We start from the raw sequence: 24,945 nt of genomic DNA, 5'->3' as shown, positions 1-24,945 counted from the left end.
CTCAGTCGGCGTCGACATTGGTCGCCTGCTGCTCGCGCATCAGCACTTCCACATCGGCATTGCGTCCGGAGGTGACGGTGAAGTCACGCTGGTAGATCTTGTCCTTGTTGCGGGCAATGGCAGTGTAATCGCCTTCCGCCAGCACCATCGTCGTGAAGGCGCGCACGCTTTCGCTCACCACGTCGCCGCCGGAGGTGAGCACCGACCAGGCCGTATCGGCAATCGCCTCGCCGCCGGGCTGCGAGACGAGCTTCAGCGTGATCTGGGCGGCGCGATGCTGCAGCGTCGCCTCCGTCAGCTTGCCGGCCTCGACCTGGATATCGGCCCGCGCCACCGCGTTGATATCGCCGTATTCGGAGACGATGTGGTAGGTCCCGGCATTCAGCCGGACGATCGTGTCTGCCGTCACATTGGCCATCACAAGTCCGCGCTCGCCATCCTCGCGCACATCGGCGGAATAGACGGAAAACTTCAGCTTGTTGGCCGGAATGCGCTGCTGGCTTCCGGCAACGGCATTCAGCACGAAGCCGCCGGCATCGAGCACCAGCGTCTGCTTTTCAACCGGCCCCTCGGCCGGCACTTCCAGCTTTTTGGTCACGCCCGCGCGGCCGAAGGCGACGTTGACGAAGTAATCGCCGGGCGGCAGCATGAAATTGGCCGGTCCGCCTTCGGAACTCGCCACCATAGGCAGTTTGCCGTCCGGCCCGGGAATGGGGCTGAACACGCGCCAGGTGAGGCCGGTCTTCATCGTCTCGCCGTTCGGCGTCAGCGTCGCCTGCAGCGTCACATCCTTGGCAACCGGCGCGGCGCGGCCGGAACTTGGCGAAAATGCATTCAGCTTCGGCATCTTCGCCGTGCTGTCCATCTGCTTGAAGGTCTTGAAGGCGTCTTCCGCCAGAGCCCGGCCGGGCACGACAAAGCCAGCGCCCGTCATCACAAGGAGCGTTGCGAGAAAGGCGACCGCGAAGGGAGATGATTTCATGCCGTGGCGACCGTTGACTCTTTGAGAATGAACCGCCACTTCAAGACCAACCAGACGGCAAATTCAAGACCTAGCACACCTTAGCGCTTCTTTTGCAGCCATAAGGCGTGCCAAGCGGCGCAGTTTGCCCCGGAAAAAGTCCCGGGCGGAAAAACCCCGTCCACCAACAGCCGCCGGACAGCTCGGCCATCGGTCATGCCCGGCAAAACACGGATCTTCTGTCTGCCATGAGCACTGAAAAGACATTGTTCGACTATCTTGCCACCCGCCGCTCGATCCCGGCGCCGCAGATGACCGATCCGGGGCCGGATCGCGCTGCCATCACCTCCATCCTGACACTGGCCTCCCGCGTTCCCGACCATGGCAAGCTGGCGCCCTGGCGGTTCATCGTCTATCGCGGCGAGGAAAGGCTGCGGCTCGGCGCCCGGCTGCTCGACATCGCGCTGTCGAAGACGCCCGATCTATCGGCGGAGCTGCAGGCGGTCGAGCGGACCCGGCTTGCCCGCGCGCCGGTCGTCATCGCGGTCGTCAGCACGGCAGCCGAACACTTCAAGATCCCCGTCTGGGAACAGGAGCTTTCGGCCGGTGCCGTCTGCCTCAACCTGTTCATGGCCGCCAATGCGCACGGCTTTGCCGCCAACTGGCTGTCGGAATGGGTTGCCTATGACGATGCGGCCAAGTCCGTGCTCGGCATTGCACCGCAGGAGAAGGTGGCGGGCTTCCTCTATATCGGCTCGACCACCTTTCCGCAGACGGATCGCCCCCGGCCTGATCTTGCAGAGATCGTCACCTGGGTCGGCGAGGAGACGAACTGATGTTCTACACCACCGACGAAAACCGCCACGGCCTGTCGCACGATCCGTTCAAGGCGATCGTGGCGCCGCGTCCGATCGGCTGGATCGGCACGAAGGGCAGGGACGGCTCGCTCAACCTGTCGCCCTATTCCTTCTTCAACATCGTTTCCGATCGGCCGAAGATCGTCATGTTTTCCTCGAGCGGCCGGAAGCACAGCGCCCAGAACGCCGAGGAAACCGGCGTCTTTACCGCAAGCCTCGTCAGCCGCTTCATCGTAGGGCCGATGAATGCCTCATCGGCACCGGTCGCCTATGGCGTCAATGAATTCGAACTGGCCGGCCTGACGGCGAAAATGGGCAAAGAGGTCGATGCGCCCTTCGTCGAGGAGGCGCATGCCGCGCTCGAATGCCGGGTCACGCAGGTGATCCAGCCGATCGGGCTCGATGGAACGACAGGCGAGCAGGTGATGGTTTTCGGGCAGGTGGTCGCCATCCACATCAGCGAATCGATCATCCGCAACGGCCGCATCGACATGGGCCTTGCCCGCCCCATCGCGCGCATGGGCTATATGGACTACGCCGATGGCGGCACCGACGTCTTTCAGATCGAGCGTCCGGCGGCAGGCTAGGCGGATACGCCAAACACCTCGTCGATAACCTCTGCCTGCATGGGGGAGGTGGCGATCATCGCCTCGAAGCCTTGTTCCTTGGCAAAACGACATTCCGCGGCAAAGGCATCGGCATCCTCAATGTTGGACCCGGTATCGACGACGAGGACGCCGGCTGCCTTGGCGGACATCAGGAACAGGCTGCGCGCGGTGCGCAGAGTCTGCGGTTCCTCGCCGGCGGTCAGGGGCGAGGAAAGACCCATGGCGCGGCAAAAGGCCGGACCATCCCAGATCAGCGCCTCCAGCCGCGCGCTCATCCGGCGAAAATCGCGCACGAAGGCGGCACCTTCCGGCGTGTCGGCCGGACAGGCTGCGATCCTAAGCGGCGGGCCGGGCAGGTTTTCCTCCGCCTCGATCACGGTCAGCAAAACATCCAGATGCTGCAACAGGGCCGCTTGCGTCACCTGCGGCAGGATGACGGTGCGCGCATGCCAGCGCATGGCGGCGCGAATCGCGTCCTCGATCCCTGCATCGGTGAGCGGCGACAGGAGAACGGCGAGGCTTTTGTGCTCGCCGACCGGCTCGCCTTTTCGGGGCAACGCGCGGCCGTGCAGGTCCATCCAATCCACCAGAGGTCTGCGGGGGCTGGAGGACGAAAGCGTCTGGAGGGCATCCGCCGTCAGTCTTTGCCAGCAGCGGGGTACGGCGGCATGGCTTGGCAGCACGATCGCTTGGGTCAGCGGAACCCCCTGTCAAAAGTTAAGGGACATGGTGAACGGAACATAAACCATTTCTCTCTAGCCTCAACTTCAAGAAGAGGTCTGCAGCAGACTACTCCTAATGTTCGGGGCGCGTCATCGGTGATCGTACAGACTTTCCTTCGATGGGCCGAAAACGCCAGTATCGGTGAGCGGGAAAAGGCGGCCGCAGCACTATCCAGCACCTTCCTGACGCTCTCGCCTGCCCACGACCGCTACCGGCCCGCCCTTGCAGCGCTTACCCATCTGCTGGACGATCCGGCCGCAGGCGTTCGCCGCACGCTGGCGCAGACGCTTGCGCCGGCAGCGCACGCACCGCGCAGCCTCATCCTGGCGCTTGCCGAAGACCTGCCGGATATCGCCTGTCACATCCTAACCCTTTCGCCCGTTCTGACCGACCGCGACCTCGTGGATCTGGTCGGGCGCGGCAGCCGCGTGGTTCGGGGCCTCATTGCCGCACGCCCCCATCTCGGCGCCGGTGCCGCCGCCGCAATTGCCGAAATCGGCGAGATCGGCGAGATCCTTCTGCTCCTCGACAACGACACGGCTTGCCTCACGCGCTACAGCCTGCTGCGCATCGCAGCCCGGCATGCGGGCCATGGTCAGGTCCGCGGCAAGCTTCTCTTGCGGAGCGATCTGCCTACCGAAGCGCGCGAACGGCTGGTGCGGCATGTCGGCGAAGCCTTGGCAAGCAATCCTTTCGTCTCGCGCCTCATCGATCCGGTGCGGCTGGCACATGTAACACGGCAGGCGGCGGATGCCGCGACCCTGCAACTGTGTGATCACGCGACAGAAGAGGACGTGGCGCGGCTTGCGGCCCATCTTGCCGTCGATCGCCGACTGACCGCCACCTTCCTGATGCAGGCGCTGGTCAGCGGGCGCATCGACCTCTTTGCCGCGTCTATCACGCACCTCTGTGGGCTGTCGCACGGCCGCGTGCGCGCCGTGATGGCCACGGGCCGAAGCCATGGTCTGCGGGCACTCTACGAATCAGCCGGCCTTGGCCGCGACATCTCGCCGCTTTTCGTTGAGGCGACGCTGATCTGGCGCCATCAGGCCGGCAAGTCCGGCGGCCAGCCGATCACGGACATGTTCGACATGCTGACCGAGACTGTCGAGCGCCCGGCAGACCCGAACGCGCCGATCAATGAACTTTTGGACTTGGTCGAGGAGATGGGCCATCTGGACCATCGCCGGCGTGCACGCGCGGCTGCGCGCTCCCTTGCCGCCTGACGGGGTCCTGCTCAGCGCAGCTTGCGGGCCACCCAGGAATAACCGTCTTCCATGAGGCGCACCGGGCTTTGCACGAGGTTGCGCACGCTCTCGCCGCTCGGAAGGATGTCGCGCACCCGGCCCAGAGCCTGTCTTGCGAGATTTTCCTCCTGTGCGCGCTGCTCCTGCGGCGTGGCGGGCTCGGCCGGTGGGGGTGCGGCCGGTTTTTGCGCGGGCACCGCCTTTTCGGCTTTGACGATGCTGGGATCCTGGCAAACGGCAATCACCACCGGATAGGAGATATTGGCAAAGGCGGCCAGTTCCTTCTCCGAAACCGCGTTGCAGAGCTCCAGCGTCGGCCAGCGTTGTTCGAGCGTTGCGACATAGCGGCAGTCCGTCGCGCTGTCGTCGCAACCCAGAATCGTCATCATCACAAGAGCGGTGCGCATGGGAGATCCTTGGCAGGGGCGGGACCTCCCGTTATGAGGAGGATCGTGACGCCGTTAAGGCAGAAATCATGAGGCAGGCATGCAGCAGGACATCACCATAGAGCGCGAACCTCCCCGGCAACCGGATGTCATCCGGCTTCTGGAACTCTCGAATACCTACATGGCTTCGCTCTATCCCGCCGAAAGCAATCATATGCTGCCGCTCGAAGAGTTGGAACTGTCGACGGTCTCGTTTTTTGTCGCACGCCAGGGGCAGACGGTGCTGGGATGCGCCTCGCTGGTACGCAATGAGGATGGCACCGCCGAGATCAAGCGCATGTATGTGGATGATGCGGCACGGGGCCTCAAGCTTGGCAAGCGGCTGCTTGCGGCACTGGAAGAGGAAGCCGTCGCCCAAGATATTTCCGTTGTGCGACTGGAAACCGGAATCTACCAGCCGGAAGCCATCGGGCTCTACCGCAAGGCCGGTTACAGCGAGATCGAACCGTTCGGCAGCTATCGCCCCGATCCGCTGAGCCTATTCATGGAAAAGACACTGCGGCCGGGGGACATCCTCAAGAAGGACTAAAAGCGGATCAGGCGGAACGCCGATCCTTGGCGGCAAGCCCCGTCAGCGAGTCGGCGCTTTCGGCCGGCTCGGACAGTTCGATCTCTCGCATCCATTCCCGCCAGATGGCGACCAGGAGCGCCATCAGGACCGGGCCGATGAAGAGGCCGAGAAAACCCATGGTCTTGACCCCGCCGACCAGCCCGAAAAAGGTCGGCAGGAAAGGCAGCTTGATCGGCCCGCCGACAAGGCGCGGGCGGATGGTCTTGTCGACGATGAAAAGCTCCACCGATCCCCAGATGAGCAGTGCCAGGCCCGCGACATAGGAGCCGCTTGCCGCCAGATAGATCGACACCAGCGTGAAGGAGAGCGGCGCGCCCCCCGGCACGAGCGCCATGATGCCGGTCAGCACGCCGAGCGTCACGGGCGAGGGGACACCGGCTACCCAGTAGGCGAGGCCAAGTACGATGCCTTCGCCGATGGCAATCAGCGTCATTCCGGTCACGGTCGAGCTGATGGTCGCCGGCACGACGCGGGAAATACGCTCCCAGCGCGCCGGCAGGATGCGCTCGCCCAGCATGTCGATCTGGTGGGAGAAGGAGGCGCCATCGCGATAGACGAAAAATAGCGCAATCAGCATGAACAGCAGAGACAGAAGCAGGTGGAACGCGCCGTCGCCGGCCGCGATCACCGCCCGGTAGATATTGCCGATATTGGCCCCGCTGACGATCTGCACCAGTTCGCCGATGGCACCCGGTTCGCCGATATGCCGTTCCCATTGCTGGCCAAGCCAGGTGCCGGCCATCGGCAGTTCGATGATCCATTTTGGCGGCGGCGATCCGAGGCGGTTTGCCTGCAGGGCCCAGGCGATCCAGCCGCGCGTCTCGCCGATCGTATAGGAAATCGCAATCCCGATCGGAACAACCAGGAAGGCGATGACAAGGATGATGGCAATCGTCGCGCCGAGCGTCGTGTTGCCGCCAGTGCGGCGCAAAAGATCGCGGTAGAGCGGCCAGCTGGCAAAGCCCACCACCAGTGCGGCCAGAACCGGAACCACGAAACCGTGAAAGAAATAGATGCCGGCAAAGACAATCAGCACCAAGAGCCAGCGGGCAGCGGAAATGGGCGGGACAAGGGCGATTCGCGTCGGCGTCACCGGTCCGAGCCAGCGCGGTTCCTTGGCGATTTTCTCTTTTTCGGTCACGATGGGTCAGTCATCCTTGTTCGCGCATTCGCACCATATGGTCCGGCCGGCCAAGGGGTGCAAGTGAGCATTTATCAGCATGTGCGAAGATTGTGGTTTTCCGAGCATCTCGAATGGGATAGTACTATGACCATCGTCAATTAAGTTTCCGTCCACCCGAATGCCCGTACCTCACCGACGCTTGTCATTGCACAAGCGCATATCTGGCAGATCCGATGAAGTGTACGGCGCCGCCGATCGTCTGGTTACATTGAAACATTACGCACACTGTTGGCAAGCATTCTGTTTCCTTTGCGGGCGGCAGGCGAAAGGGCAAGACCTTGTTTTGCAACATCGGGATCCAGCCTTGCGCGCGACCGGGCGTGCCGGGGCAGGGGCGGCGCGCAACATTCTGGCATGGTTGCGTGATCAGCATGTGACGCTGCCACGCCGGAACCCGACCATTTTGGCGCAAGAGGCACTGGAAAGACGACGTGCTTGTCCTAGATTCCTGACGAAGAAGGGTGGCCGCCGGGCGACGATTGCCTTGGCTGGCCAGTCGATTGCCGACTGCCGCCCGCTCCCGAAACCGCGTCCGCCGCACTGGCCAAACAGCGGCGCACCGCAAGGATGGTGCGCTATGCCGGTCGCTGCAAAATCAACAGCCGTTTTCCATCTGGATAGAGTGATCAAGACTTGGTACGCCATTCTGACACCTGCCGTGATCGCGCCCAAGGAACTTCTCTATGCCCCATAACTCTCAGGTCGACCTGACGAATTGCGACCGTGAGCCGATTCATACGCCGGGCAGCATCCAGCCGTATGGCTGTCTTCTTGTCACCGACATGTCGGGGGGAACCGTGCTGCGTCACTCCGCCAACCTGCCGGCGATGCTGGGCCTCACCGGCGTAATCAACGGCGCGCGCCTGGACGAGGTAGTGGGCGACGAGGTGGCCCATACGCTGCGCAATGCACTTGCCACGACAGACGACCCGGCACGGCCGGCGCTGCGCATGGCGGTGCCGCTTCCTGCCGGCACCTTCGATGTTTCGGTGCATCGTTTGAACGATATGGCCATTATCGAATTCGAGCCGGCCAGTGCTCACTCCGACCAGCCTCTGGAAAACGCCCGCATGTTGATCAGCCGCATCCGTGCGATCAGCGGGATTGACGAACTGGTCGAGAAATCGGCGCGGCTCGTCTTTGCCATGCTCGGCTATGACCGGGTGATGATCTACCGATTCGAGCATGACGGCGCCGGCAAGGTGGTGAGCGAATACAAACGCCGGGATCTGGAAAGCTTCAAGGGACAGTATTTTCCGGCAAGCGATATCCCGAAGCAGGCACGTACCCTTTATCTTAAAAACACCATCCGTATCATTTCGGACGCGAGCGGCACCCGCGTGCCGGTACTGCCGGAACTCGACGACACCGCGGCCCCGCTGGACCTTTCCTTTGCGCATCTGCGCTCGGTCTCGCCCATCCACTGCGAATATCTGCGCAACATGGGCGTTGCCGCTTCCATGTCGATTTCTGTCATCATCGATGGGGAATTGTGGGGCCTGATCGCCTGCCATCATTATGCGCCGAAATCCCTTGCCATGTCGCAACGGATTGCCGCGGAAATGTTCGGCGAATTCTTTTCGCTGCATCTGAGCGCGCTGAAGCAGAAGCAGATCCTCGACACGGCCAACAATGCCCGCAAGTCGCTCGACCGGTTTCTGCAATCGGCATCGCATACGGTTGAGGTGGCGGGCTTCCTGCGCCAGTCTCTCAACGAGTTTTCAAAAATCATGCCCTGCGACGGCATCGGTCTGTGGCTGGACGGTATCTGGACCGGGCACGGCGCGGTGCCGCCGCAGGATGCCATTGCCGGACTTGGCGATTTCGTCGCCTCTGTGTCCGGCGGGCGGATCTGGGGAACCGACCAGTTGTCCCTGCACCTGCCGCAGGCGATAGACTATGCGTCGGATGTCAGCGGCTTGCTGGCCATTCCGCTTTCGCAACGGCCGCGTGACTATATGTTCTTTTTCCGCCGGGAACTGGTGCAGATGCTGGATTGGGCCGGAAATCCCGAAAAATCCTATACGACGGGCCCGATGGGCGACCGCCTGACGCCGCGCAAGAGCTTTGCCTTGTGGAAGGAAACCGTCCACCTGAAATCGCAGCGCTGGACCGAAAGCGAACGCGAAATCGCTGAAGCCATCCGCTCGGTGCTGGTGGAAGTGGTGCTGCACCATAACGAGCTTCTGGCCGACGAGCGTGGCAAGGCGGATGTGCGCCAGCGTATGCTGAACGAAGAACTGAACCACCGCGTCAAGAATATCCTTGCCGTCATCAAGGCTCTTGTCGGCCACCCGGTCCAGGAAGGTCGGCTGATCAGCGATTACGTAGCAACATTGAAGGGCCGCATCCAGGCGCTAGCGTTTGCCCATGACCAGGTGGTGCGCGGCGGCGATGGCGGCGCGCTGAAAGACCTGCTGGAGGCAGAGCTGAAACCCTATCGCGACGGCGAAAGGCAGGTTTCGCTGCGAGGTCCGCATGTCTGGCTGGACAGCCGCGGCTTTTCCGTCATGGCCCTCGTCCTTCACGAAATGTCGACGAATGCGGCAAAATACGGTGCGCTCTCGGCCAATGGCGGTCGGCTCGATATTACCTGGAGCCGCAACGAGGACGGCAGCTATGGGCTCAACTGGGCGGAAGAGGGTGGCCCGCTGGTCCATGCCCCCAAGCGCGCCGGCTTTGGCACGGTTCTCATCGAGCGCAGCATCCCTTACGAGCTCGGCGGCGAAAGCCGGGTCGATTACCGCCCCTCCGGCCTTCATGCGCATTTCCTGATCCCGGCCAAGCATATTCACGGATCGGACGGGCCGACCGTGGATCAGGAGGTGGAGCTCGATGCCGCGTCGGCAAGCGAAATCGCAGCCCTGCTGGGCGATCTGGAACTTCTTCTGGTGGAAGACCAGATGCTGGTGGCGGCCGATGTCGAGACGCTCCTGCTCGACCACGGCATCAGCAAGGTGACGACCGCCCCGTCCGCCGCCGAAGCGCTTCGCCAGTTAAAGAGTTTTACGCCGCATGTGGCAATCCTCGACGTCAATCTCGGATCGGGCACGTCATTGCCGATTGCGGAGGAGCTGGTGCGCCGCGACGTGCCCTTCATCTTTGCCACGGGCTACAGCGACCAGTCGGTGATCCCGGCAAGCTTTGATGCGCCCGTGGTGCGCAAGCCCTATGAGGCGACAGCCCTCATCGGCGCCGTCATCCGCGTGCTGGCAGCACGCGAGCCGGTGCCGCAGAACTGACAACGCCGCGGGTTCGTTACCTGGACATGGAAACGCCCGCAGATCCAATGGACCTGCGGGCGCTACCTTGAGGGTCAAAACTGGACTGAATTCTCAGTCAGATATCAAGATTGTCGGCGAAGGCTGCACGGTCCTGGATGAACCGGAAGCGGGCGTCCGCCTTGGTGCCCATCAGGTTGTCGACCGCCTCGCGGGTGCCCTCGAAATCCACATCATCGATGGCGACACGCAAAAGCGTGCGCTTGGCCGGATCCATGGTGGTTTCCTTGAGCTGCGCCGGCATCATTTCGCCAAGGCCTTTGAAGCGTCCGATCTCGACCTTCTTGCCCTTGAACTCGGTTTCCATCAGTTCGGCGCGGTGCCGGTCGTCGCGGGCGTAAACGATCTTGGCGCCCTGGCGAATGACGTAGAGCGGCGGCACCGCGAGATAGAGGTGATTGCCGCGGATGAGTTCGGGCATTTCCTGATAAAAGAACGTGATCAGCAGCGAGGCGATATGGGCGCCGTCGACGTCGGCGTCCGTCATGATGATGATGCGCTCGTAGCGCAGATCCTCGTCGCGATATTTGGTGCGCGTGCCGCAGCCGAGCGCCTGGATGAGATCGGCGATCTGCTGGTTGGCGGAGAGCTTTTCGCGGCTGGCACTGCCGACGTTGAGGATTTTTCCGCGCAACGGCAGGATCGCCTGGTTGGCGCGGTTGCGCGCCTGCTTGGCAGAGCCTCCGGCCGAATCGCCTTCGACGATGAAAAGCTCGGCGCCTTCGGCCGTATTCTGCGAGCAGTCGGCAAGCTTGCCCGGCAGGCGCAGCTTGCGCACCGCCGTCTTGCGGTTGACTTCCTTTTCCTTGCGCCGGCGAAGCCGCTCTTCCGCCCGCTCGATCACCCAGTCGAGCAGCTTTGCCGCTTCCGCCGGATTGCCGGCCAGATAATGGTCAAAGGGATCGCGCAGCGCGTTTTCGACGATTCGCTGGGCTTCGACGGTGGCGAGCTTGTCCTTCGTCTGGCCGACGAATTCCGGCTCGCGGATGAAGACGGAGAGCATGCCGACCGCCGAAATCATCACGTCGTCGGTGGTGATCTGGGCGGCGCGCTTGTTCTGCGTCAGTTCGGCGTAGTTCTTGAGGCCCTTGGTGAGCGCGATGCGCAGGCCAGCCTCGTGCGTGCCGCCCTCCGGCGTCGGAATGGTGTTGCAGTAGGAATGGATCAGCGGATCGCCGCCATACCAGGTGATCGCCCATTCCATGGCGCCATGGCCGCCGGTCTTTTCCGTGCGGCCGGCAAAGATCTCACGGGTGACGGTGAAATCCTTGCCGAGCGTTGCGGCCAGATAATCCTTGAGACCGCCGGGGAAATGGAAAACCGCCTTTTCCGGGATCTCGCCGCCAGCTGCCACCACGCCCGGATCGCAGCTCCAGCGGATTTCCACCCCGCCGAACAGATAGGCTTTTGAGCGCGCCATGCGGAAAATGCGCCCCGCATCGAACTTCGCATGCTCGCCAAAGATCTGCGGATCGGGATGGAAGCGCACACGCGTGCCGCGCCGGTTGTGCACGTCGCCCAGTTCTTCCAGACCGCCCTGCGGCACGCCGCGGGAAAAGCGCTGGCGATAGAGTTTGCGGTTGCGCGCCACCTCCACTTCGAGAAGATCCGACAGCGCGTTGACGACGGAGACGCCGACGCCGTGCAGGCCGCCCGAGGTCTCGTAGGCCTTGCCGTCGAACTTGCCGCCGGCATGCAGCTTGGTCATGATCACTTCCAGCGTCGACTTGCCGGGCACCTGCGGATGATTTTCCACCGGAATGCCGCGCCCGTTGTCGCTGACGGTCAAAAATCCTTCGGCATCGAGATGCACTTCGATAAAGTTGGCGTGGCCGGCGACGGCTTCGTCCATGGAGTTGTCGATCACCTCGGCGAACAGGTGATGCATCGCCTTTTCGTCGGTGCCGCCGATATACATGCCGGGGCGCATGCGCACGGGCTCAAGCCCTTCGAGCACGCGAATGGAGGACGCGTCATAGCTGTCCGATCCGGTAGCAACCGGTGCGGCACGGGGAGACCGGGAGGGCTCCGGCACCTGGGGCGCGGGGGTCACTGGCCCGGCGCTGCTGGCTGGCGCCGGCGCTGCTTCAGACGTCTTGGCGCTGTCGCGGCTTGAGGTCGGAAGGCTGGCGAAGAGATCGGTGGTATCGTCCATGGGGTCCGTCTATATGGCCTTTGAGCAAGCGGCGGTGGGCTCTCGATGGGCAAGTCCCGCGTCTGGGTGGCTATCGAATCGCCCGCGAGTGTGCCAGATAACCGGCCGTTTCGCGATGCCCGCGCATCAAGGCATGGGTCAGATCCGGGTTTGCGCCGCCGCGAGCCTGTTGGCAAGCCGGACGTCCGGCGGTAAAGGCATTGGAAGCGGCATGTCCACAGATCATTTTTACAACCGCCCCGTCAAGCTTGGCCTGCAGCGGTTGGCGCTGACGGCAACTCTCCTCATTTCCCCGGCAATCGCGCGTGCCGAGGAGCCGATCAAGCCGTTCAAGGACGCGCTCTTTTCGCAAAACCGCGTGCTGGAAAGTCGAGATGGCGGCGCTTTCCAGGTGATCGATTATCAGGAACAGCGCGATATCAATGCCCGCGACGAGGAACCGGAACGGCGGGTGAAATCGGCCTATGTCGATACCGGCGTGCGCAAGGATCAGGTCAACGAAACGCTGAACCTCTCCGGCAGCCCGCTTGAGGTGATGCGCGTCGGCCCGCTGCAGGATGCCGCCTTCACGGTCATCTTCATCCATGGCCGGGGAGGGGATCGCCGGCTCGGCGCCAACGACTATTCCTTCGGCGGCAATTTCAACCGCCTGAAGAATTTGGCCGTGCAGAACGGTGGCAGCTACTATGCGCCGAGCATCAAGAGCTTCGATCCGAATGGTGCCGCCGATGTTGCAGCGCTTGTCCGCCATGTCTTCGAACTGTCGGCGGGGCGGCCGGTGATCCTCGCCTGTGCCTCGATGGGCGGCTTCATCTGCCAGAGCGTCAGCCGCGACAAGGAGGCCGTACGCTATCTGAAAGGGTTGGTGATCATGGGTGGCCCGCCGGATCCGGGTTTTCTGACGACGCCCGCCGCCAAGCTGAAGATCCCGGTATATTTCGCTCATGGCAGCGCCGACAAGGTCTACAAGGCAGAAGACCAGATCGGCCTGTTTGAGAAAATGCGCGCGAAAAAGTATCCGGTCGTCTTCCGCCTGTTCGAAACGGGCGGCCACGGCACGCCGGTGCGCATGAGCGACTGGCGCGAAATCCTCAATTTCATGTTGACGGGCGGCAATTTCGCTCCGCGGTGAGCCGTCTGGCCGCTTTTAACCACGCTTCTGAACCAAAGCGGAGATTTTACATACCAATTGCCGCCGGAACGTTCTAAAAAGCCCCGATCACAAAGATGAGGGGGCCGTTCTTGTTTGGATGGCCGGGAGATGAAGGGATTGAAAGCACGATGACGCCGGATGTTCGCCCGCTGGTGGCGGGAAACTGGAAGATGAATGGCACGCGGTCCTCTCTGGACCAGATCAAGGCAATGGCTGAAGGCGTGCAGGGTCCCCTCTCGGAAAAGGTCGATGCGCTGATCTGCCCGCCGGCCACGCTGCTCTATGTCGCGACCGCCCTTTGCACCGACAGCCCCCTGATGATCGGCGCCCAGGATTGCCATCAGGACCAGTCCGGCGCCCATACCGGCGACCTGTCGGCCGAGATGATTGCCGATTGCTTCGGAACCCATGTCATCGTCGGCCATTCGGAACGCCGCAGCGATCATGCCGAAACCGATCATCTGGTGCGCGCGAAGGCGCAAGCCGCCTATGCCGCAGACCTGGTGGCGATCGTCTGCATCGGCGAGACGGCCGACGAACGCAAGGCAGGCCAGACGCTCGAAATCCTCAAGCGGCAGCTTGCCGGTTCGCTCTCTGACAGCGCTACCGCCGACAACACCGTCATTGCCTACGAACCCGTCTGGGCGATCGGCACCGGCCTGACGCCGACGCTGGACGACGTGGAAAAGGCACATGCCTTCATGCGTGCCGAGCTCGTGGCCCGCTTTGGCGCCGAGGGCCGGAAAATGCGCATTCTCTATGGCGGCTCGGTCAAGCCCGGCAATGCGGCGGACCTGATGTCGGTCAAGAATGTCGATGGAGCGCTGATCGGTGGAGCGAGCTTGAAAGCCTCCGACTTTCTCGCCATCTACAGCGTCTACGAGGCCTTGACGGCATAAATCGGCGCAAAACGCCAAAGCCGTGCACTTGCCCCTTGGAATACCGGACCGGCTCGGGTAAAGAGCCGGCCAAACCATTGATGCCGAACCCTTCATGGATGCCGCCCAGACGGCGCGCAGGACTGGACTGATATGCAGACCGTATTGATCGTTATCCATCTCATGATCGTGCTGGCGCTCGTCGGCGTTGTGCTGATTCAGCGCTCCGAGGGCGGAGGCCTTGGCATCGGCGGCGGCTCCGGCTTCATGTCGGCCCGCGGCACGGCCAATGCGCTGACCCGCACGACCGCCATTCTGGCGGCCCTCTTCTTCGCCACCTCGCTCGGGCTCGGCATCATGGGCCGCTACGAGCGGCGTCCGACCGATATTCTCGACCGGATCCCCGCCGCCCAGCAGGGCCAGGGCAACGGCATTCTCGATTCGCTCGGCGGCCAGCCTGCCAACGGCACCGCCCCCGCAGCAGCCGGCGCTGAGGCACCCGCACAGCCGGCACCGGCCGATCCGAAGGCGGTTCCGACCGGCCAGTAAGGCCGTTCGACGTTTCAAACTGCCGGCAGGCCGAAAGCCTGCCGGTTTTCTTTTGTTCAGATTTCAACAGCTTTAATCAACCCATGCGAATTTTGGGCTGGTGGAATCGATCGTTAAAAGGTATCCGGTGACTCCCATGGCGCGATATGTATTCATCACAGGCGGCGTGGTTTCTTCCCTCGGAAAAGGAATTGCGGCCGCAGCCCTCGGAGCCCTGTTACAGGCCCGCGGTTACCGGGTTCGCTTGCGTAAGCTCGACCCTTATCTCAACGTCGATCCAGGCACGATGAGCCCGACCCAGCACGGCGAGGTCTTCGTGACCGACGACGGTGCCGAGACGGACCTCGATCTCGGTCACTACGAACGCTTCACGGGCCGTTCGGCGACCAAGACCGACAACATCACCACCGGCCGGATCTACAAGAACATCATCGACAAGGAACGTCGCGGCGACTATCTCGGCGCAACCGTCCAGGTGATCCCGCACGTCACCAACGAAATCAAGGACTTCATTGTCGAGGGCAATGACGAGTATGATTTCGTCATCTGCGAAATCGGCGGCACGGTCGGCGACATCGAGGCCATGCCTTTCGTCGAGGCGATCCGCCAGCTCGGCAACGAACTGCCGCGCGGCGCCGCCGTCTATCTCCATCTCACCCTGATGCCGTATATTCCGGCCGCCGGCGAGCTGAAGACCAAGCCCACCCAGCATTCGGTGAAGGAACTGCAGGCGCTCGGCATTGCACCCGATATCCTGCTGGTGCGTGCCGACCGGGAGATCCCCGAGGCCGAGCGTCGCAAGCTTTCGCTGTTCTGCAACGTGCGCCCCTCCGCCGTCATTCAGGCGCTCGATGTTGCCAATATCTACGACGTGCCGATGGCCTACCACAAGGAAGGTCTCGATTCGGAAGTGCTGGCCGCCTTCGGCATCGAACCGGCGCCGAAGCCGCGCCTCGACGCCTGGGAAACCGTCAGCAACCGCATCCGCAATCCGGAAGGCGAAGTGACGATTGCCATCGTCGGGAAATATACCGGCCTGAAAGACGCCTACAAATCGCTGATCGAGGCCCTTTACCATGGCGGCATCGCCAACCAGGTGAAGGTGAAGCTCGAATGGATCGAGTCGGAGATTTTTGAAAAGGAAGATCCCGCGCCTTATCTCGAAAAGGTCAATGGCATCCTCGTGCCCGGCGGCTTTGGCGAGCGCGGAGCACAGGGCAAGATCAATGCGGCAAAGTTTGCCCGCGAGCGCAAGGTGCCGTATTTCGGCATCTGCTTCGGCATGCAGATGGCCGTGCTGGAAGCGGCCCGAAACCTCGCCGGCATCGAGGAAGCGTCTTCCACCGAGTTCGGCCCCTCGAAACAGCCGGTCGTCGGCCTGATGACCGAATGGGTGAAGGGCAACGAGTTGCAGAAGCGCTCGGCCGCCGGCGATCTTGGCGGCACCATGCGGCTTGGCGCCTACAAGGCCTCGCTGAAGCGCGAAACGAAGATTGCCGAGATCTATGGCTCGACGGATATTTCCGAACGCCATCGCCACCGCTACGAGGTGAACGTCGACTACAAGGACCGTCTGGAAAACTGCGGCCTCGTCTTCTCCGGCATGTCGCCGGACGGTCTTCTGCCGGAGACGATCGAATATCCCGATCACCCGTGGTTCATCGGCGTGCAGTATCATCCGGAACTGAAGAGCCGGCCGCTCGATCCGCATCCGCTGTTCTCGAGCTTCATCGAAGCGGCGCTGGAACAGAACCGCCTCGTCTGACGGTCTCCGGCCGCTCCTGCTCGACAGACAAAAATCCCTCTCCGGCGACGGAGAGGGATTTTTTGCGTATGGCTTTCTGGTTTCCCCCGGCAGGCCACCATCCGTTCAATCGCGGGGATCGGCCTGTGCGCTTTTGCCGGTCACCTCGGCATAGGCTGACAGCGCCCGGTCGCGCGCTTCGAAATGATTGACCACCGGTTTCGGATAGGTTTTCCCCAGTGTCACGCCGGCCTTCTGCAGCACCTCCACGGGCGCCTCGAAGGGGCGGTGGATGTATTTCTTCGGCAGACGTGAAAGTTCCGGCACGAACCGCTTGATGTAATCACCATCGGCATCGAATTTTTCACCCTGAAGGATCGGGTTGAAGACGCGGAAGAAGGGCGAGGCATCGGCGCCGGAGCCTGCCACCCATTGCCAGTTGGCGGCATTGGAGGCGACATCGGCATCGACGAGTGTGTCGCGGAACCAGGCTTCGCCACGCCGCCAGTCGATCATCAGGTCCTTGATCAGGAAGGATGCGGTGATCATGCGCACGCGGTTGTGCATGTAGCCGTGGCGCCAGAGTTCGCGCATGCCGGCATCGACGATCGGATAGCCGGTCATCCCCTTTGTCCAGGCTTCGAACGCCTTGTCGTTCTCCGTCCAGGGAAAGGCGTCGAAGCGATCATTCCAGTTGTCGGTGCGAAGCTTTGGAAACGCTGCCAGCAGGTGATGGCAGAATTCGCGCCAGACCAGTTCCTTGCGGAAATGGATGACATGATCGGAAGAGTGCAGCCCGCGCGTCGCATGCCAGATGCGCGCCGGCGAAATTTCACCGAAGGCGAGATGCGCTGACAGATGCGACGTCGACCCGGTGAGACCCGGAAAATCGCGATCCGCCTTGTAGCTGTGGATCGGTCGCTCGATGAACTGTTCGAGCTTTTCGAGGGCGCCGGTTTCTCCGGGCGTCCAGAGCGTTTCGAACTCCTTTGCCCAGTTCGGGCGCGTCGGCAGCAGTTGCCAATCGGCAAGGTCCTCGGATGACGGAAACCGGGCAGGGGCAGGTAGGGTCTCTGGCGCATCAGCCGGCTCGCGCGGCTCGCCATCCGCCTCCAGCGCCTTCCAGAAGGGCGTATAGACGCGGTAGGGACCGCCGGATCCGGTGCGCATGGTATGCGGATCGTGCAGAAGCTGGCCCTTGAAGCGCTTCACCTCAAGCCCGTCCTCATGCAGGGCCTTCAGGATCTCGGCGTCGATCTCGTCACGCTCGTAGAGCCGGTTGAGATAGACGGCCTTGGCCCCGGTTTCATCGGCAAGAGCCAAAAGCACATCGCGTGCCTTGCCCGTTTTGAAAACAAGCCGGTTGCCATGGGCCTGAAGCGCCTTGTCGAGCGCCTGAATCGCATGGTGCAGCCACCAGCACTGGGCTGCTCCCAGCGGCCCGACGGCCTCATGCTCCGGCTCACGCACATAGACACAGACCATCGGCAGGCCCGTTGCGACAGCGCTCAGCAGCGCGCCATTGTCATCCAGACGCAGATCCTTGCGGAACCAGACAAGGATGGGCGAGTGGGTTTCATCAGGCACCGTGAACTCCGTAATCATCGTGTCTTTGCCGAATGATACGGCTGAAGACGCCGAACGGATCATCGCGGGCGACAAGTCAGAACGGGCGCAGCAGCAGGATCGGGCAGGGAGCGCCGGCCGGCAGGTCGGGTGCATGCGGGGGGCGCACGATCAGGCAATCGGAATCGGCAAAGATCTTCATCATCGAAGAATCCTGCTTGGCAAAAGGCGTTGCCATCAGACGCCCCTCGTGATCGCGCGAGAGCGTTGCCCGCAGATAATCCTGGCGGTGGTCATTGGCTGAAAGCGGCACGGCTGCGACGGCATCGCCCCTGCGGTTTTCAAGGGTTCGGTGGGCAAGCTTTGCAACCAGCGGCTCAAGGAAGAGCAGGCCGCAGACAAGGCTTGCGACCGGATTGCCCGGCAGCCCCAGCACCTGCATGGCTCCGAGCGATCCCACCATCAACGGTTTGCCGGGGCGCATAGCGATGCGCCAGAAATCAAGCTCCATGCCCTGCGCCACAAGCGCCTTCTGCACCAGATCATGATCGCCCACGGAGGCACCGCCGAGTGTCACCAGCACATCGGCGCCCTCATCGACGGCGCGGCGAATGGAAGCCTCGATGAGGGGCGCGCGATCCGGCACGATACCGAGATCCAAAACCTCGCCGCCAGCCGCCTCGATAAGGGCTGAAATGCCGAATGTATTGGAGGCGATGATCTGCGACGGTTGCGGCACCTCCCCCGGAGATACCAGCTCATCGCCAGTGGCGATGATGGCGACGCGCGGGCGGCGATAGACGGCAAGCGTCTTATGGTTCATTGCGGCAGCCACTGTCAGACGGGCCGCATCTAGGTGTGTTCCGGCGAGAAGCACGACGTTGCCTTCGGCAAAATCCTGACCGCGCGGGCGAATATGGCGGCCTTTGGCAACCGCAAACGTCGTGCGGATACGGTTGCCGTCGAGGCGCTCCGCATCCTCCTGGATCAGCACGGTATCGGCACCCTCCGGCACCGGCGCGCCCGTAAAAATCCTTACCGCCTCGCCCTTACCGACAGAGCCGGCAAAGCCATGGCCCGCGGCAGATTCGCCGATAACAGAAAACTCGGCGCCGACGGCGGGCGCATCTTCGGCCCGCAGCGCATAGCCATCCATGGCCGAGGAATGAAAGGGTGGCTGGGTGAGACGGGCGGCGACATCGGCAGACAGAACACGGCCGGCAGCGTCACGCAGCGGCAGCTGCTCGCAGGTGACGACCGGCGTTGCCCGGGAAAGCAGGCGCGTCAGGGCCTCGGACACCGGCAGCAGGCTTGAAGTCATGCGCTTGCCTCGTCGGGCCGGCGCCAATCCCCGGATTTGCCGCCGCGCTTTTCGACAAGCTGGATGCCGCCGATCTGCATGCCCTTGTCGGCGGCCTTTGCCATGTCGTAGATGGTGAGGCAGGCGATGGAGACAGCTGTCAGCGCCTCCATCTCGACACCGGTCTTGCCGGTGAGCTTTGCGGATGCCTGAACCCGAAGGCCCGGAAGCTCCTCGTCTTCGGTAATCTCCACCGTCACCTTGGTCAGCATCAGCGGATGGCAGAGCGGAATGAGATTTGCCGTCTGCTTGGCGGCCATGATGCCGGCAAGCCGGGCTGTGCCGATCACATCGCCCTTCCTGGCATTGCCGTCGCGAATGAGCGCCAGCGTTTGCGGCTGCATGCGCACGAACCCTTCGGCAAGAGCGATGCGCACGGTCTCCACCTTGTCGCCGACATCCACCATATGGGCTTCGCCGGAGGCGCCGAGATGGGTGAGGCGGGGTTCGTTCTCCGTCATTCCGCTGCCTGTGCGGCAGTCGTTCCGGACAAGAGAGCACGCGTGGCCGCTGTCACGTCGTCCTGCCGCATCAGGCTTTCGCCGACGAGGAAGGTGGTGATGTCGACCTTTTGCAGGCGCTTGCAGTCATCATGGGTGAAAATGCCGCTTTCGCCGACCAGCAGCCGGTCCGCCGGCACCATGGCGGCGAGCGCCTCGCTGACGGTGAGGCTCACCTCGAAGGTGCGCAGATTGCGGTTGTTGATGCCGACCAGCGGCGACGACAGCTTCAGCGCCCGCTCCATTTCCGGCGCGTCATGCACTTCGATCAGCACGTCCATGCCGAGCGCCAGGGCCTCGTCCTCCAGCCGGCGCGCCTCTTCATCGGACAGCGAGGCCATGATCAGCAGAATGCAATCGCCACCCCAGGCACGCGCCTCGTGCACCTGGTAGGTGTCGAACATGAAATCCTTGCGCAGCGCCGGCAGCGCGCACGCTGCGCGTGCGGCGGTAAGAAATTCCGGCGCGCCTTGAAAGCTCGGCGCGTCCGTCAGGACAGATAGGCAGGCCGCCCCGCCGGCCTCGTATGCGCCGGCCAGCGCCGGCGGATCGAAATCCGGGCGGATGAGGCCCTTCGACGGACTGGCCTTCTTGATTTCAGCAATCAGCCCGAAGGTGCCGGCCTGCTGGCGCGCCTTCAGCGCCTTGTAGAAGCCGCGGGGAGCCGACTGGTCGGCAGCCATCGCCTTCAGATCGGCAAGCGGCACACGAGCCTTGGCAGCGGCGATTTCCTCGCGCTTGTAGGCTTCGATCTTTCTCAGGATATCGCTCATGAGACCTCACATAGGTTCGTTGGAGACGGCGACAAGCGTATCGAGCACTTTCGCCGTGTGGCCACCGTCCAGCGCCTGCGCTGCAATCGCCATGCCTTCGCGCAGATCGCCCGCCTTGCCGGCAATCACCAGTGACGCAGCGGCATTGCAGAGCGCAATGTCGCGATAGGCGTTTCGGGCACCCGACAGCACGTCTCTCAAGGCCTTGGCATTGACCTCGCCATCGCCGCCCTTCAGATCGTCAAGGCTGGCGCGGGCGACACCGAAATCTTCCGGCGTGAGTTCGAAACTGCGGATGGTACCGTTTTCCAGCGCGCTGACCTGCGTAACTCCAGTGGTGGTGATCTCATCCATGCCGTCGCCATGCACGACCCAGACCGTCTCCGACCCAAGATCCCGCATTACCTCGGCAATCGGCTGTACCCAGCGCGGCGAAAAGACGCCGAGCAGCTGCTTGCGGGCACCCGCCGGATTGGACAGGGGGCCCAGCAGGTTGAAGATGGTGCGGGTGCCGAGCTCGACCCGGCTTGGACCGACATGACGCATGGCGGCGTGGTGAACCTGCGCAAACATGAAACCGATGCCGGCCTCATCGATGCAGCGCGCAATCAGATCCGGCGGGATGTCCAGCTTGACGCCCAATGCGGTCAGCGCATCGGCGGTGCCCGATTTCGAGCTCAATGCCCGATTGCCATGCTTGCCGACAGCCACGCCGCAGCTTGCGACGATCAGCGCCGCGAGCGTCGAGATATTGTAGGTGCCGAGCCCGTCGCCGCCGGTTCCGACGATGTCCATCACGGCACTCGAGGTTTTGACCGGCAGCATTTTGGCGCGCATGGTCGACACGGCGCCGGAAATTTCGTCCACGGTTTCGCCGCGGACCCGCAGCGCCATCAGGAAGCCGCCGATCTGCGAGGGCGTCGCTTCGCCCGACATCAGAATGTCGAAGGCAAGGCGCGCTTCATCGCGCGACAGCGCCTGGCCGTTCGCCACCTTGGCAATGAAGGGTTTCAGTTCGGGCATGCGTCTTGCTCTCCCCCGGTGCATCGGCCCCCGAGACCGGCGACCGGTTTCGGCAGGCCCGATGCAATGTCTTCAATCCTGTCCGAGCCTTAGCGCACCATCGCCTGATCGGCCATCGCCTGGTTGATCTGCACGCCGTAAGTCGTCTGCAGATCGGTGACCATCTGGTCCAGCATGTCGTCGCCGGCAGCACGGGCAATCTGCTGCAGCTGCTGTTCCTCGCCGGAGAGCGCATCGGCCGGCGGCTGGTTGACGGCCGTGACATGCATCAAGAGGCGGCTTTCGCCATCAGCGGCGGGGCCGGTGGCATTGGTGTTTGCGGGGCCGGAAAAGGCAGCCTTGACGGCTTCGCCACCGAAGATCGGGTCCGTGCTCTGGCGGCGAAGACCGGTCTTGGTTTCGACGGCAAGACCCAGCTCGCCGGCGATAGCGGCAAGGGTTTCGCCTTCATCGAGCCGTGCGCGCAGCTCTTCGGCGCGGGCAGCAAGCGCATTGCGCTGCTGCTCGGTCGTCCAGTCGGCCACGACCTTGTCATGCACTTCCGACAGCGTGCGATCGCGCTCGGGGATAACCTCGCGCACGTCGAACCAGACATAGCCGTCATTGCCGAGGTTGGAGGGCAGGGTTTCCGCGCCGACATCGCTGCGGAACACATCCGTCAGCAGGCTCTCGCTCTTTGGCAGGGATACGGGTGCGCCGTTGCCATCATTGCCGCTACGATCCGCGGTCACCGTCACGGCCTTCAGCTTCAGCTGGGCTGCCGCTTCCTCAAGCGAGGAGCCCGAGCCACGCAGATCCTCGAACCGGTCATGCGCAGCCTGCACGTTCTGGGCGGCAGCAGCAAGCGACAGGTTGTTGCGGATCTCTTCCTTCACCGCATCGAAGGACTTTACGGTTTCGGGGCGGACATTGGTCACGCGCAGCACGACCGGGCCAAAAGCCCCTTCGACCACCGGCGTGACGCCACCCTGCGGGCCGAGCGCAAAGGCTGCATCGGCAATCTTCTGGTCCGGCAGCTGGTCCTTGGTAAAATCGCCGAGCATCACGTCGGACAGCGTCTTGCCCTGATCGGTGACGAGCGCGCTGAAATCCAGCTGGCGTTCCTTCATCTGCGCGAGCGCGGCCTTTGCCATTTCGACGCTGGGGAAGGGCAGCTGCTCGATGGTGCGGGTTTCCGGCGACTTGTAGCTGTCCTTGCGGCGATCATATTCCGCCTGAACCTGCGCGTCGGTCACCGCCGTCGGGTCGGCGACATCGCTTGGCTGCAGGGTCACATAGGCGAAACGGCGCAGTTCAGGTGCGCGGTAGCGGCTCTTGGCCGCGCCAAACCAGGTGGCAAGCACGTCTTCGGCCGGAGCCTTGACGGGATCGATATTGGCAAAGGACAAAAGAAGGTAATCCACGTCGCGCGCTTCGTTGCGATATTGCTTCAGCGCATCGACCAGAACCTTCGGCGCCTGGAACCCATCGGAAACCGCATCGACGATCTGGCTGCGCACGGCAACCTTGCTGCGCTCCTTGATGTAATCGTTCTCGGCAAGGCCGGCATTGCGCAGGCGGGTGCTGAACAGCGTGCGGTCGAACCGGCCGTCATTGCCGCGGAAAGCGGGATCTTCGGCAATCAGGTTTGCCAGGCGATCCTCGGAGAGGCCAAGGCGCATGTCCTTCGACAGCTGGTCAAGTGCGGCACCGGCCGAAAGCTGGGCAAAGGCCTGGCGATCGACGCCGAAGGCGCGGGCCTGTTCCGTGGTCAGCTGCGTGCCGAACTGGCGGCTGAGCGCGCTCAGCTGGCGCTGATAGGCCAGGCGGAACTCCGCCGGCGAAACTTCCTGATCCCCCACCGTCATCACGGCATTGCTCTGCGGGCCCACGAGGGATGCAGACACGCCCCAGATCGCGAAGGAGCCCACGAGAAGCAGAAGAAGCAGTTTCGCGACCCAGGAGCGGGAATAGTTTCTGAGGGTATCAAGCATCGATCGACATTACCTTGAAAACGGGGCAGCCACCGGCAGCGCGCCGGAGCGTTCGAAGGACTGTCTCTAGAACAAAGTCCACAGGAAATGAAGGTCCGCCGTGGTAAAAGAAACGCGTGCATCCGCTTCATCTGCAGGAAAAACCATCTCTTACCCGGACCAGCGCCACCCGGCCGATGGCCGGTGGACGACGCTCAGGTCGATGAGACGGTCAAGGCCGGATCGGCATCTGCCGGATGGCTCGTCTTTTCCGTGTCGCCTTTGCGCTTCTTGCGGGCACGAAACACGGCCTCCGTGACCAGAGAGACGGGAAGGGCAATGGCGAAGGGAATGAAGAAATAGATGACGCGGAAGGCAACCAGCGCCCCGATCGACGCCTGATCCCCCATCACATGCTTGACCGTGACCTCCAACACCCCAAGCCCGCCCGGCGCATGGGTGACGAGGATGGCGATATTGGCCAGCACGAAGGCCGTGGCGGCCTTCAGATAGCTGACATTCTCCGTTGCCTGCATCAGTTCCATCAGGCAGGCCGAGACGAGCGCAAAATTTACCGTGCCGACGACGATCTGCAGGATGGCGATCCGAACCGTCGGCATGACGAAGGTCCATTTCCGGATTTTTAGAGGCGCGCGCAGCACCCCCGACAGGACGACATAGACAATGGCCAGCACGAAGCAGAGGCCGCCGAGCAGCATGGAGACACTTGACGAAATCCGCAGGAGCTGCGCCACATCAGCCGGGTTTGCCACCATCACGATGCCGGACAGGACGAGAAGCCCGAGGCCAACCGTCATGCCGGACATCAGGACGATCTTGGCGACATCCTCCGTCGACATGCCCCAATGGGCATAATAGCGATAACGGATGGCGCCGCTGCTGACGCCGGCAAGCCCGATGCTCTGACCAAGCCCCAAGGCGACGAAGGAGGCGAGCGCGATCTTCGGATAAGCCAGGTCGTTCTTCACATAACGCACACCCGTCCAGTCGAAACCGGTCAGGCAGAGATAGGAGCCGGCGCAGTAGAGCAGCGCCAGCAGGAAATTCGACATGGGGATGGCGCGCACCGATTCGACGATCTGGTCCCAGGTGAACTGGCTGAGCCCGATATAGACCAGATAACCGGCAAGGCCGAAGCCGAAGATCATCGTGCCATAGGTGAAGAGGCGCTTGCGTCCGCTCATGCCGACCACGACGCGAGCAGGCGGCGGACGGGGCGCGGCGCGCAGAAATGCGGGCAGGCGGGAGAAAGGTTTGCGACGGGGGCCATGATCATTCACCGGAAAAGAACGCCGGTAAACGGGATGATGCCGCTTTGGTTCCGCAGGCTTGAAAAAAGCAATCCCGCCGGCTTTTCAGCCGGCGGGATATGAAGGCGCAAGGGGAGAGATCGA

Annotated in this window: 22 protein-coding genes; 10 read left to right on the top strand and 12 right to left on the bottom strand. The window is 62.8% G+C overall.

What is annotated here, in order from left to right:
* Nucleotide 1: 1 nt before the first annotated feature.
* Nucleotides 2-934, bottom strand: coding sequence for an RgsD C-terminal domain-containing protein (locus ACEXP3_RS19705; protein WP_377298886.1), 933 nt, complete (start codon nucleotides 932-934; stop codon nucleotides 2-4).
* Between the two features lie 275 nt (nucleotides 935-1,209).
* Here ACEXP3_RS19705 and ACEXP3_RS19700 point away from each other — a divergent pair, with 275 nt between their 5' ends.
* Together ACEXP3_RS19700 and ACEXP3_RS19695 are read left to right on the top strand one after the other, a co-directional pair.
* Complete coding sequence (locus ACEXP3_RS19700) at nucleotides 1,210-1,797, top strand: nitroreductase family protein (protein ID WP_377298746.1); 588 nt, start codon at nucleotides 1,210-1,212, stop codon at nucleotides 1,795-1,797.
* The gene (locus tag ACEXP3_RS19695; RefSeq protein ID WP_377298745.1) at nucleotides 1,797-2,405 is read left to right on the top strand and encodes a flavin reductase family protein; all 609 of its coding nucleotides are present in this window, start codon (nucleotides 1,797-1,799) and stop codon (nucleotides 2,403-2,405) included. The genes ACEXP3_RS19700 and ACEXP3_RS19695 overlap by 1 nt, the downstream gene beginning before the upstream one ends.
* On the opposite strand, the gene ACEXP3_RS19690 is transcribed toward ACEXP3_RS19695, so the two are convergent.
* Nucleotides 2,402-3,004, bottom strand: coding sequence for an aldolase/citrate lyase/malate synthase family protein (locus tag ACEXP3_RS19690; RefSeq protein ID WP_377298744.1), 603 nt, complete (start codon nucleotides 3,002-3,004; stop codon nucleotides 2,402-2,404). The genes ACEXP3_RS19695 and ACEXP3_RS19690 overlap by 4 nt on opposite strands.
* Nucleotides 3,005-3,244: 240 nt before the next feature.
* On the opposite strand from ACEXP3_RS19690, the gene ACEXP3_RS19685 reads away from it, so the two are divergent.
* A complete protein-coding gene (locus ACEXP3_RS19685) occupies nucleotides 3,245-4,375 on the top strand; it encodes a DUF2336 domain-containing protein (protein WP_377298743.1) in 1,131 nt (376 codons plus the stop codon).
* Nucleotides 4,376-4,386: 11 nt separating this feature from the next.
* On the opposite strand, the gene ACEXP3_RS19680 is transcribed toward ACEXP3_RS19685, so the two are convergent.
* The gene (locus ACEXP3_RS19680) at nucleotides 4,387-4,803 is read right to left on the bottom strand and encodes a hypothetical protein (protein WP_377298742.1); all 417 of its coding nucleotides are present in this window, start codon (nucleotides 4,801-4,803) and stop codon (nucleotides 4,387-4,389) included.
* A gap of 79 nt (nucleotides 4,804-4,882) precedes the next feature.
* Here ACEXP3_RS19680 and ACEXP3_RS19675 point away from each other — a divergent pair, with 79 nt between their 5' ends.
* On the top strand, nucleotides 4,883-5,371 hold the full coding sequence (locus tag ACEXP3_RS19675) for a GNAT family N-acetyltransferase (RefSeq protein WP_377298741.1): 489 nt from the start codon (nucleotides 4,883-4,885) through the stop codon (nucleotides 5,369-5,371).
* 7 nt (nucleotides 5,372-5,378) lie between these two features.
* Here ACEXP3_RS19675 and ACEXP3_RS19670 read toward each other — a convergent pair whose 3' ends face one another.
* Nucleotides 5,379-6,554, bottom strand: a complete 1,176-nt coding sequence (locus ACEXP3_RS19670) for an AI-2E family transporter (protein ID WP_210105066.1) — start codon at nucleotides 6,552-6,554, stop codon at nucleotides 5,379-5,381.
* A gap of 346 nt (nucleotides 6,555-6,900) precedes the next feature.
* On the opposite strand from ACEXP3_RS19670, the gene ACEXP3_RS19665 reads away from it, so the two are divergent.
* Both ACEXP3_RS19665 and ACEXP3_RS19660 read left to right on the top strand, forming a co-directional pair.
* Nucleotides 6,901-7,290, top strand: a complete 390-nt coding sequence (locus tag ACEXP3_RS19665) for a hypothetical protein (RefSeq protein WP_377298740.1) — start codon at nucleotides 6,901-6,903, stop codon at nucleotides 7,288-7,290.
* Nucleotides 7,280-9,838 (top strand): HWE histidine kinase domain-containing protein, encoded by a 2,559-nt coding sequence (locus ACEXP3_RS19660; RefSeq protein WP_377298739.1) that lies wholly within the window; start codon nucleotides 7,280-7,282, stop codon nucleotides 9,836-9,838. Before ACEXP3_RS19665 ends, ACEXP3_RS19660 begins: the two co-directional genes overlap by 11 nt.
* Before the next feature lie 97 nt (nucleotides 9,839-9,935).
* Here ACEXP3_RS19660 and parE read toward each other — a convergent pair whose 3' ends face one another.
* On the bottom strand, nucleotides 9,936-12,032 hold the full coding sequence (parE, locus tag ACEXP3_RS19655; RefSeq protein ID WP_377298738.1) for a DNA topoisomerase IV subunit B: 2,097 nt from the start codon (nucleotides 12,030-12,032) through the stop codon (nucleotides 9,936-9,938).
* A 211-nt stretch (nucleotides 12,033-12,243) separates the two neighbouring features.
* Here parE and ACEXP3_RS19650 point away from each other — a divergent pair, with 211 nt between their 5' ends.
* From ACEXP3_RS19650 to pyrG, 4 genes are all read left to right on the top strand, one after another.
* Nucleotides 12,244-13,164 carry an alpha/beta hydrolase gene (locus ACEXP3_RS19650; protein WP_377298737.1) on the top strand — a complete coding sequence of 307 codons (921 nt, stop codon included), beginning with the start codon at nucleotides 12,244-12,246 and terminating at the stop codon, nucleotides 13,162-13,164.
* A gap of 149 nt (nucleotides 13,165-13,313) precedes the next feature.
* On the top strand, nucleotides 13,314-14,084 hold the full coding sequence (gene tpiA / locus ACEXP3_RS19645; protein ID WP_377298736.1) for a triose-phosphate isomerase: 771 nt from the start codon (nucleotides 13,314-13,316) through the stop codon (nucleotides 14,082-14,084).
* A 132-nt stretch (nucleotides 14,085-14,216) separates the two neighbouring features.
* Entirely contained in the window at nucleotides 14,217-14,612 is a 396-nt protein-coding gene (gene secG, locus ACEXP3_RS19640) for a preprotein translocase subunit SecG (RefSeq protein WP_377298735.1), read from the top strand.
* Between the two features lie 127 nt (nucleotides 14,613-14,739).
* Nucleotides 14,740-16,377 carry a CTP synthase gene (gene pyrG / locus ACEXP3_RS19635; protein ID WP_348635481.1) on the top strand — a complete coding sequence of 546 codons (1,638 nt, stop codon included), beginning with the start codon at nucleotides 14,740-14,742 and terminating at the stop codon, nucleotides 16,375-16,377.
* Between the two features lie 105 nt (nucleotides 16,378-16,482).
* Here the strand turns inward: pyrG and ACEXP3_RS19630 are convergent, their stop codons facing one another.
* The 7 genes from ACEXP3_RS19630 to ACEXP3_RS19600 form a co-directional block, all read right to left on the bottom strand.
* Nucleotides 16,483-17,961: a cryptochrome/photolyase family protein gene (locus tag ACEXP3_RS19630; RefSeq protein ID WP_377298734.1), complete on the bottom strand. Its 1,479-nt coding sequence runs from the start codon at nucleotides 17,959-17,961 to the stop codon at nucleotides 16,483-16,485.
* 58 nt (nucleotides 17,962-18,019) lie between these two features.
* Entirely contained in the window at nucleotides 18,020-19,243 is a 1,224-nt protein-coding gene (locus ACEXP3_RS19625; RefSeq protein ID WP_377298733.1) for a molybdopterin molybdotransferase MoeA, read from the bottom strand.
* The gene (gene moaC, locus ACEXP3_RS19620) at nucleotides 19,240-19,743 is read right to left on the bottom strand and encodes a cyclic pyranopterin monophosphate synthase MoaC (RefSeq protein ID WP_210105075.1); all 504 of its coding nucleotides are present in this window, start codon (nucleotides 19,741-19,743) and stop codon (nucleotides 19,240-19,242) included. Before moaC ends, ACEXP3_RS19625 begins: the two co-directional genes overlap by 4 nt.
* Nucleotides 19,740-20,555 (bottom strand): indole-3-glycerol phosphate synthase TrpC, encoded by an 816-nt coding sequence (gene trpC, locus ACEXP3_RS19615; RefSeq protein WP_377298732.1) that lies wholly within the window; start codon nucleotides 20,553-20,555, stop codon nucleotides 19,740-19,742. The genes moaC and trpC overlap by 4 nt, the downstream gene beginning before the upstream one ends.
* Before the next feature lie 6 nt (nucleotides 20,556-20,561).
* Entirely contained in the window at nucleotides 20,562-21,578 is a 1,017-nt protein-coding gene (gene trpD, locus ACEXP3_RS19610; RefSeq protein WP_377298731.1) for an anthranilate phosphoribosyltransferase, read from the bottom strand.
* 89 nt (nucleotides 21,579-21,667) lie between these two features.
* The gene (locus ACEXP3_RS19605) at nucleotides 21,668-23,551 is read right to left on the bottom strand and encodes a peptidylprolyl isomerase (protein WP_377298730.1); all 1,884 of its coding nucleotides are present in this window, start codon (nucleotides 23,549-23,551) and stop codon (nucleotides 21,668-21,670) included.
* Between the two features lie 194 nt (nucleotides 23,552-23,745).
* On the bottom strand, nucleotides 23,746-24,735 hold the full coding sequence (locus tag ACEXP3_RS19600) for a lysylphosphatidylglycerol synthase transmembrane domain-containing protein (RefSeq protein WP_377298729.1): 990 nt from the start codon (nucleotides 24,733-24,735) through the stop codon (nucleotides 23,746-23,748).
* Between the last annotated feature and the right edge of the window lie 210 nt (nucleotides 24,736-24,945).

It is taken from the genome of Neorhizobium fuzhouense, from assembly GCF_042611105.1.
Classification (GTDB): Bacteria; Pseudomonadota; Alphaproteobacteria; order Rhizobiales; family Rhizobiaceae; genus Neorhizobium; species Neorhizobium galegae_A.
Note: the sequence above shows the minus strand (reverse complement) of the source record. Positions and strands in the feature narration are given on the sequence as shown.

Excerpts from the sequence above, each read along its gene's own strand:
- ACEXP3_RS19705 (WP_377298886.1), bottom strand. The coding sequence starts at position 934 with ATGACGGGCGCTGGCTTTGTCGTGCCCGGCCGGGCTCTGGCGGAAGAC.
- ACEXP3_RS19700 (WP_377298746.1), top strand. The coding sequence starts at position 1,210 with ATGAGCACTGAAAAGACATTGTTCGACTATCTTGCCACCCGCCGCTCG.
- ACEXP3_RS19695 (WP_377298745.1), top strand. The coding sequence starts at position 1,797 with ATGTTCTACACCACCGACGAAAACCGCCACGGCCTGTCGCACGATCCG.
- ACEXP3_RS19690 (WP_377298744.1), bottom strand. The coding sequence starts at position 3,004 with ATGGACCTGCACGGCCGCGCGTTGCCCCGAAAAGGCGAGCCGGTCGGC.
- ACEXP3_RS19680 (WP_377298742.1), bottom strand. The coding sequence starts at position 4,803 with ATGCGCACCGCTCTTGTGATGATGACGATTCTGGGTTGCGACGACAGC.
- ACEXP3_RS19675 (WP_377298741.1), top strand. The coding sequence starts at position 4,883 with ATGCAGCAGGACATCACCATAGAGCGCGAACCTCCCCGGCAACCGGAT.
- ACEXP3_RS19660 (WP_377298739.1), top strand. The coding sequence starts at position 7,280 with ATGCCCCATAACTCTCAGGTCGACCTGACGAATTGCGACCGTGAGCCG.
- parE (WP_377298738.1), bottom strand. The coding sequence starts at position 12,032 with ATGGACGATACCACCGATCTCTTCGCCAGCCTTCCGACCTCAAGCCGC.
- ACEXP3_RS19650 (WP_377298737.1), top strand. The coding sequence starts at position 12,244 with ATGTCCACAGATCATTTTTACAACCGCCCCGTCAAGCTTGGCCTGCAG.
- tpiA (WP_377298736.1), top strand. The coding sequence starts at position 13,314 with ATGACGCCGGATGTTCGCCCGCTGGTGGCGGGAAACTGGAAGATGAAT.
- secG (WP_377298735.1), top strand. The coding sequence starts at position 14,217 with ATGCAGACCGTATTGATCGTTATCCATCTCATGATCGTGCTGGCGCTC.
- ACEXP3_RS19630 (WP_377298734.1), bottom strand. The coding sequence starts at position 17,961 with ATGATTACGGAGTTCACGGTGCCTGATGAAACCCACTCGCCCATCCTT.
- ACEXP3_RS19625 (WP_377298733.1), bottom strand. The coding sequence starts at position 19,243 with ATGACTTCAAGCCTGCTGCCGGTGTCCGAGGCCCTGACGCGCCTGCTT.
- moaC (WP_210105075.1), bottom strand. The coding sequence starts at position 19,743 with ATGACGGAGAACGAACCCCGCCTCACCCATCTCGGCGCCTCCGGCGAA.
- trpC (WP_377298732.1), bottom strand. The coding sequence starts at position 20,555 with ATGAGCGATATCCTGAGAAAGATCGAAGCCTACAAGCGCGAGGAAATC.
- trpD (WP_377298731.1), bottom strand. The coding sequence starts at position 21,578 with ATGCCCGAACTGAAACCCTTCATTGCCAAGGTGGCGAACGGCCAGGCG.
- ACEXP3_RS19605 (WP_377298730.1), bottom strand. The coding sequence starts at position 23,551 with ATGCTTGATACCCTCAGAAACTATTCCCGCTCCTGGGTCGCGAAACTG.
- ACEXP3_RS19600 (WP_377298729.1), bottom strand. The coding sequence starts at position 24,735 with ATGAGCGGACGCAAGCGCCTCTTCACCTATGGCACGATGATCTTCGGC.